The organism is Brevundimonas sp. (assembly GCF_050729455.1).
In the GTDB taxonomy this organism is placed as follows: Bacteria; Pseudomonadota; Alphaproteobacteria; order Caulobacterales; family Caulobacteraceae; genus Brevundimonas.
Map to the genome: position 1 here is coordinate 56,044 of NZ_JBOHLI010000010.1, position 6,895 is coordinate 62,938.

Below are 6,895 nucleotides of genomic sequence, written 5' to 3' on the forward strand. Positions count from 1 at the left end.
GCGGCGGGCGATTTCAAGACGGAACCCGATGTGGAACATGGGGCGAGCGTGACCGTTGAGGGGCGGATGGGGATGCAGACTCTTGTGAAACGGACCCCGCGAGAGCGCGGAGGCGGCGTGTGGCGCTTGATCGGCGCCGCGGCGGGCGGGCTGGCGGCGGGGGCCACAGCGGCGCACCTGCTCCATACCCAGGGGCATCGGTTCGGCGTCGAACTGCGACCCAAACGCCCCCTGCCCCTGGAACCGCGCGAGCCGACGCCCGAGGACTATGACGCCGAAGAGCCGGGACGCGGGCGGCTGGCCCGGCATCCGGCGCACATTCCGCGCAAGGGCTGGGTCGACATCATATGGCGCACGGCGATGGGCTATTTCGGCGACCGGGTCGGCTTCGTCGCCGGGGGCGTGACCTTCTTCATGCTGCTGGCCCTGTTCCCGACGCTCGGCGCCTTCGTCACCATCTACGGCCTGTTCGCCGATCCGGCCGACGCCTGGGGGCGCCTGAGCTTCCTCTATGAGGTGCTGCCGTCGAACGTGGCCCAGTTCCTGGGGGCCGAGATGCAGCGGCTGGCGGGCGGCTCGACCGGCCAGTTGACCTTCACCCTGGTCTGGACCCTGGCCCTGTCGCTGTTCGCGGCCAACGGCGGGGTGAAGACCCTCTTTTACGGGCTGAACCTCGCCTATCACGAGGTCGAACGGCGCCACATCGTCGCCTACAACCTGCTGTGCATGGGCTTCACGGTCACGGCCTTGCTGGCGGTGCTGCTGAGCGCAGGTCTGGTGGTCGGCGTGCCGGTGGTGCTGGCGGTATTGGGTCTTGAAGACGAATGGGCGCATCTGGCGCCCTTGCGCTGGCCGCTGCTCTTCCTCGGCTATGTCGGGGCGCTGGCCCTGATCTATCGCTACGGACCGAGTCGGGCGCGGGCGCGCTGGCGCTGGCTGACGCCGGGCGCGGTGTTCGCCGCGAGCCTGAGCCTGCTGGTGTCCTTCTTGTTCAGCTGGTTCCTGAGCAACTTCGTCCGGGTGGATTCCTACGGTCCGCTGGCGGCGGCCATGGGCTTTCTGCTGTGGACCTGGATTTCGGTGCAGGTCATCCTGATGGGCGCCCGGCTGAACGCCGAGATCGAGCATCAGACGGCGCTGGACACCACCACGGGCGCGCCCCGGCCCATCGGCGAACGCGGCGCGGTGATGGCGGATTCGGTCGGCCCGCGCCGGGGCAATCCAGCGGCCCTGGCCTTCACCCTGAAATATGCCGAGGCGTTAGGCGACCGGGTGCTGAGGCGGCGCATCCGGCGCCGCTGAGGCCTAGCTGAACTCGGCTTCCAGATCGGCCAGGCGGGCGGCCTGATCCTCGGCGATCAGGGCGTTCAGCATCGGGTCGATATCGCCTTCCAGAATCTGCGGCAGGCTGTGCAGGGTCAGGCCGATGCGGTGATCGGTCACCCGGCCCTGAGGGAAGTTATAGGTGCGGATGCGCTCCGACCGGTCGCCCGAGCCGACCTGCGACTTGCGCGCGTCGGAACGGGCGGCGTCCTTGGCCTGACGCTGCATGTCGTAGAGGCGCACGCGCAGGTTCTTCATCGCCTTGTCGCGGTTGACGTGCTGCGACTTCTCCGACGAGGTCACCACGATGCCGGTGGGCAGGTGGGTGATGCGCACGGCCGAATCGGTCTTGTTGACGTGCTGGCCGCCCGAGCCGGAGGCGCGGAAGGTGTCGATGCGGATGTCCTGGTCGCGGATCTCGATCTCAACGTCCTCAACCTCGGGCAGGACGGCGACGGTGGCGGCCGAGGTGTGGATGCGCCCTTGCGCCTCGGTGGCCGGCACGCGCTGGACGCGGTGGACGCCGGATTCGAACTTGAGGCGGCCGAAGACCCCCTCGCCCGTCACCGTGGCCACGATCTCCTTGTAGCCGCCGGCGTCGCCCTCGGCGATGCTGTCGATCTCGACCCGCCAGCCGCGCGTGGAGGCGTAGCGCGAATACATGCGGAACAGGTCGCCGGCGAACAGGGCCGCCTCGTCTCCACCGGTGCCGGCGCGCACTTCCAGCACGGCCGAGGCGTTTTCGTCGGCGTCGCGCGGGGCCAGCAGCAGGGCGACCTCGCGCTCCAGCTCGGGCAGGCGTTCGTTCAGGACGTCCAGTTCGTCGGCGACCATGGCGGCCATTTCCGGGTCGGCGGCCATGGATTGCAGGTCCTCGACCTCGGCGCGGGCGCGGGCCAGGGCCTGCACCGCATCGGCCACCGGCTTCAGCTCGGCGTGCTCTTTCGACAGGCGCACGATCTCGGCCCCGTCGGAAGCCGCACCCATGCGCGCCTCCACCTGATGGAAGCGGTCGAGCACCTGATCGAGCCGGGCCTGGGGCAGTCGCAAGGGAGCGTCCTTTGAAGGAAAATTCGAGCGCGGAGCCTTACCCGCCGGACCGCCCCCTGTCGATCAAAAGGCCCGAACACGCGCCGATGGAGCGATTGTGAACAGCCGTCACAAGCCCGTCAGGGCGGTTCCTTCGCCGCGGCAAACCGCCTAGCTCGACAGGAGCTGAAACAAGAACGGAGACAGGCATGTTCGATGGCAAAGCGGTTTCGAGCGTCGGCGCGGACGGCGATGTGGCGCGGCTTTGCGCCCTCTACGACCGGCTGCTGGGTCAACCCGGAGCGGCGCTCGAGCGCGAGGCCGAAAGCGAGCTGAAGGCCCTGGCCAAGGTCTTCGACCTGGACGCCGACTGCCCCGCCGTCGAGCTTTGGCCCTATGTGCGCGCCGTCCTGGTGCGCCAGGCTCCGGCAGAGACCTCTTCCGCCTCCCCGCAAGCCGCCGCAGTTGTCCCCCGGACCATTCTTCTGGTCGAGGACGACGCCGAGGCCGCCGCCGCCCTGACCGAGGCGCTGGACGCCGCCGGGCACCGCATCGTCGGCCCCTTTCACAGCGCCGAGGCCGCCGAGGCGGCGACCGCGCTTCACCCCATCGACGTCGCCCTGCTGGACATCCATCTGTCGGGCGAGGCCACCGGCGTCGACCTGGCCCGCAGCCTGAAGGCGCGCTGGGGCGTGCCGGTCGTCTTCCTGTCCGGCGACGTCAGCGCTGCCGCGGCCAACGCCGAGCTGGCCGCGGCCATGGTGATCAAGCCCTATACCGGCCGCGACGTGCTCGACGCCCTGGCGCGGTTGGAGCCCGCCAGCTGATCGGCGCGCAACCAAGGCGCGGTCCAGCCATTGCCATGGGGGCCGCGACCTGCGTCTGATGAGGCTTGGGGGCTGAATGGACACCTTTTTCCTGTTTCTGCTGGTCGGCGTTCTGGCCCAAGCGGTCGACGGCGCCCTGGGCATGGCTTACGGCGCGATCTCGTCCTCGGTGCTGCTCGCCCTGGGCGTGCCGCCGGCCGTCGCCTCCGCCAGCGTTCACGCCGCCGAGGTCTTCACCACCGCCGCCTCGGCCGGCAGCCACGCCTGGCACCGGAATGTCGAGTGGCGGCTATTTCTGCCGCTGGCGATCGCCGGGGTGATCGGCGGGGTGTTGGGCGCCTATGTCCTGACCGGGATCGACAGCGCGATCATCAAGCCCTTCATCATCGGCTATCTGGCCCTGGTCGGCGTCTGGATCCTGTGGCGGGCCGGCCATGACATCCCGCATCGCCACCTGCCCGCCTGGATCACCGCGCCGGTCGGCGTGGTCGGCGGCTTTCTCGACGCCGTTGGCGGCGGCGGCTGGGGCGCGACCGTCTCCTCGACCATGGTCGGCGCCGGCCATGATCCGCGCAAGGCCATCGGCACGGTCAACACCGCCGAATTCTTCCTGACCCTCGCCATCTCGGCCACCTTTGTCTGGGCGCTGGTGACGGGCCATTGGAAAGAGGCGGGGGCGCTGGAGAACCACGCCGCCGCCGTCGGCGGCCTGGTGGTCGGCGGCCTGATCGCGGCGCCCTTCGCCGGACTGATCCTCAAGAAGGTCCCGCGCAAGCCTCTGACCTATGCGGTCGGCTTCCTGCTGCTGTGCCTCGCCGCCTTCCAGGGCGCACAACTGGCCGGGCTGATCGGCAAATAGGAAAAGGGCGGGACCGGCCAGCGCCCGTCCCGCCCCCCTATCGCCTACGGCGGCCCGGTTAGTTTTGCGGCGTGGCCGCAGCAGCGGCGGCGGCAGCGGCGGCGGTCCGGGCGCGAGCGGCCTCTTCACGCGCCGCAGCTTCGTGCTGCGCCGGGGTCAGCATTTCGACCACCAGCGGGTTCGGCGTCAGATCCTTCATGGCGCCCGAACTGCCGTCGACGGCCATGCCGATGACGCCGCCCACCAGGACGTTGCCGGCGAACCCGGCGGCGCCGGCGCCGGCGTAGTTGCTGGCGATCTCATGCTCCTGGGTCATATAGCCGTCCAGCGAGACCGTCGCGCGGAACGGGTCCTTGCGCGGCATACGGAAGGTGCAGGGCGTGGCGTCGCACTGGAAGCCGTTCGACGTCGAAACGCGGGCGCCGGGCGGCGTGCTTTCCACGGTGAAGGTCTGGCTGGTGCCGCGCGTGATGGTGGCGCAGGCCGGCAGGCTGACGCTCAGTCCGGCGAGCGCCAGGGCTTGCACGGCCAGGCGCGCATGACGTTTGGAAATCATGGTGATCCCTAAAAGGAAACGGCTCCGCCCCCCCGGCGGACCTGCCCGCCTTTTGGCATCACAACGTTAGGCCGTCAATCACGCGGACGTGACATCGCCCCCTGTCCGCGACAGACGCTCAGGCGGGCGCGGTCGCCTGGAAACTGGGCCTTTGCTCCAGCGCCGCCTGAAGCGCCACGAGGTTGGGACGGCCGGTCTTCCAGTCGTAGTCAGGGTGGCGGAAGCCGATCCAGCTGACGGCGACCCCGGCCGTCAGCACCCCCATGTCGAGATGGTCCGCATCCGGCGCGGCGGCTTCCAGGGCGTCCAGGGCGCGGCCCATGTTGAGGGTCCAGCGCGAAATCCAGGTCGGGGACCGCTCGTGCTCGGGACGGCGCTTCTCCAGCACCAGCTTGACGCCCATCTCCAGCGCGGCGTTGCCCAGGGTCTCCAGACGCCGCACGCGCAGCCGCTCAGCCCCCTCGGCGGGCAGCAGGCGGGGACCGGCGCCCATGGCGTCCAGATACTCGCAGATGACCGGACTGTCGTTGATCGGCAGGCCGTCCTCGGCCACCAGGGTCGGGACCTGAACCACCGGATTGGTCGCTAGCAGTTCGGGGGCGTTGGCGTAGGGATCGACCGCGATCTCCTCGATCCGCTCGGACAGGCCCTTTTCACGGGCGACGATGCGGACCTTGCGCGCGAAGGGCGACGGGGCGGTGATGTAGAGTTTCAAGTCGGCTCCAGGGTCAGTCAGGTCGAACGCAACGGTTGTCGCGGTGCAGGGTCCATTCCTCGCATTCGCGCCCGTCGGCGAAGCGGCAGACGCCGATCTGACCGGCAGAGGTCGAACGAATCTCGCTCCGGCCGCCCTTGTCGATGCAGGAGACGGAGGCGGGATTGGCCATGCCGATGGTCGGACGCAGCGCCTCCTGCGGAGCGCAGGCGGCGACCAAAGCCAAGGCGGCGACCGCCCCAACGACGAATAATCGAACCATGAAGCACCCTCTCCCTGTGGCCGTGCGCCTATTCGGCGGCGTGACGGGAAGCCTCAGCCGCAGCGCGAGCGGCGTCAAGCTCGGCGGCCTTCTGCTCGACCAGCTCGACGATGTGGTCGATCATGCCCTCATTGGCCTGTTTGCCGGCGATCTTGCCGTTCAGATAGACCATGCCCGCGCCCTTGCCGCCGCCGGTGAAGCCGACGTCGGTGTAGAGGGCCTCGCCTGGGCCGTTGACGACGCAGCCGATGATCGACAGCGACATGGCCGTCGAGACGTGGGCCAGCTTCTCTTCCAGGATGGCCACCGTCTCGATGACGTTGAAGCCCTGACGCGCGCAGGACGGGCAGGCGATGATGTTCACCCCCCGGTGACGCAGGCCCAGAGATTTCAGGATGTCGAAGCCGACCTTGATCTCCTCGACCGGGTCGGCGGCCAGGGAGACGCGGATGGTGTCGCCGATGCCGGCCCACAGCATGGAGCCCATGCCGATGGCCGACTTGATGGTGCCGGTGCGCAGGGGACCGGCCTCGGTCACGCCCAGGTGCAGCGGGCAGTCGATGGCCTCGGCCAGCTGTTGATAGGCGGCGACCGTCAGGAAGGGGTCGGACGCCTTCACCGAGATCTTGAACTCGTGGAAATCGAGGTCCTGCAGGATGCGGGCGTGGTTCAGCGCGCTTTCCACCATCGCATCAGGGCAGGGCTCGCCGTACTTCTCCAGCAGCTCCTTTTCCAGCGACCCGGCGTTGACGCCGATCCGCATGGAGCAGCCGTGGTCGCGGGCGGCCTGGACGACCTCCTTGACCCGGTCGATCGAGCCGATGTTGCCGGGGTTGATGCGCAGGCAGGCGGCGCCCGCCTGGGCGGCCTCGATGCCGCGTTTGTAGTGGAAGTGGATGTCGGCCACGAGCGGCACGCGGGCTTCGCGCGCGATGGTCCTGAAGGCCGCTGTCGACTCCTCGTCCGGGCAGGAGACGCGGACGATGTCGGCCCCGGCCTCCTCCAGCTGACGGATCTGCTCCAGCGTCGCCGCCGCGTCGGTCGTCGGCGTATTGGTCATCGACTGGACGCTGATCGGGGCGTCGCCGCCCACGGGCACCGAGCCGACCATGATCTGGCGGCTCTTGCGGCGCTCGATGTGGCGCCAGGGACGGATGTGGCCGAGTTCGGAACTGTGATCGCTCATGTCGCGGGGAACATAGGCGAGGAACGACGGCAAAACCACGACATCAGCCGGGGTCCGCGACGATTCACCCCGCCGGGCGCGGCGCGGAGGCGACGGGGGCGGGAACCACGGGGGCCGGCGCGGCGGCCAGGGCGGCGG

Annotated in this window: 8 protein-coding genes; 3 read left to right on the plus strand and 5 right to left on the minus strand. The window is 69.4% G+C overall.

What is annotated here, in order from left to right:
* Positions 1–117 precede the first annotated feature (117 nt).
* The gene (locus ACREEF_RS04425) at positions 118–1,302 is read left to right on the plus strand and encodes a YihY/virulence factor BrkB family protein (protein WP_431564396.1); all 1,185 of its coding nucleotides are present in this window, start codon (positions 118–120) and stop codon (positions 1,300–1,302) included.
* A gap of 3 nt (positions 1,303–1,305) precedes the next feature.
* On the opposite strand, the gene prfA is transcribed toward ACREEF_RS04425, so the two are convergent.
* Entirely contained in the window at positions 1,306–2,373 is a 1,068-nt protein-coding gene (gene prfA, locus ACREEF_RS04430) for a peptide chain release factor 1 (RefSeq protein WP_431564397.1), read from the minus strand.
* A 188-nt stretch (positions 2,374–2,561) separates the two neighbouring features.
* Here prfA and ACREEF_RS04435 point away from each other — a divergent pair, with 188 nt between their 5' ends.
* On the plus strand, positions 2,562–3,179 hold the full coding sequence (locus tag ACREEF_RS04435) for a response regulator (RefSeq protein ID WP_431564398.1): 618 nt from the start codon (positions 2,562–2,564) through the stop codon (positions 3,177–3,179).
* Positions 3,180–3,255: 76 nt separating this feature from the next.
* The gene (locus ACREEF_RS04440; RefSeq protein ID WP_431564399.1) at positions 3,256–4,038 is read left to right on the plus strand and encodes a sulfite exporter TauE/SafE family protein; all 783 of its coding nucleotides are present in this window, start codon (positions 3,256–3,258) and stop codon (positions 4,036–4,038) included.
* A 58-nt stretch (positions 4,039–4,096) separates the two neighbouring features.
* On the opposite strand, the gene ACREEF_RS04445 is transcribed toward ACREEF_RS04440, so the two are convergent.
* The 4 genes from ACREEF_RS04445 to ispG form a co-directional block, all read right to left on the minus strand.
* Positions 4,097–4,594: a translation initiation factor 2 gene (locus ACREEF_RS04445; RefSeq protein ID WP_431564400.1), complete on the minus strand. Its 498-nt coding sequence runs from the start codon at positions 4,592–4,594 to the stop codon at positions 4,097–4,099.
* A 118-nt stretch (positions 4,595–4,712) separates the two neighbouring features.
* Positions 4,713–5,309 (minus strand): glutathione S-transferase N-terminal domain-containing protein, encoded by a 597-nt coding sequence (locus ACREEF_RS04450; protein WP_431564401.1) that lies wholly within the window; start codon positions 5,307–5,309, stop codon positions 4,713–4,715.
* Between the two features lie 13 nt (positions 5,310–5,322).
* Positions 5,323–5,571 carry a putative hemolysin gene (locus ACREEF_RS04455; protein WP_431564402.1) on the minus strand — a complete coding sequence of 83 codons (249 nt, stop codon included), beginning with the start codon at positions 5,569–5,571 and terminating at the stop codon, positions 5,323–5,325.
* 28 nt (positions 5,572–5,599) lie between these two features.
* Positions 5,600–6,757 (minus strand): flavodoxin-dependent (E)-4-hydroxy-3-methylbut-2-enyl-diphosphate synthase, encoded by a 1,158-nt coding sequence (gene ispG, locus ACREEF_RS04460; protein WP_431564403.1) that lies wholly within the window; start codon positions 6,755–6,757, stop codon positions 5,600–5,602.
* Positions 6,758–6,895: the final 138 nt, after the last annotated feature.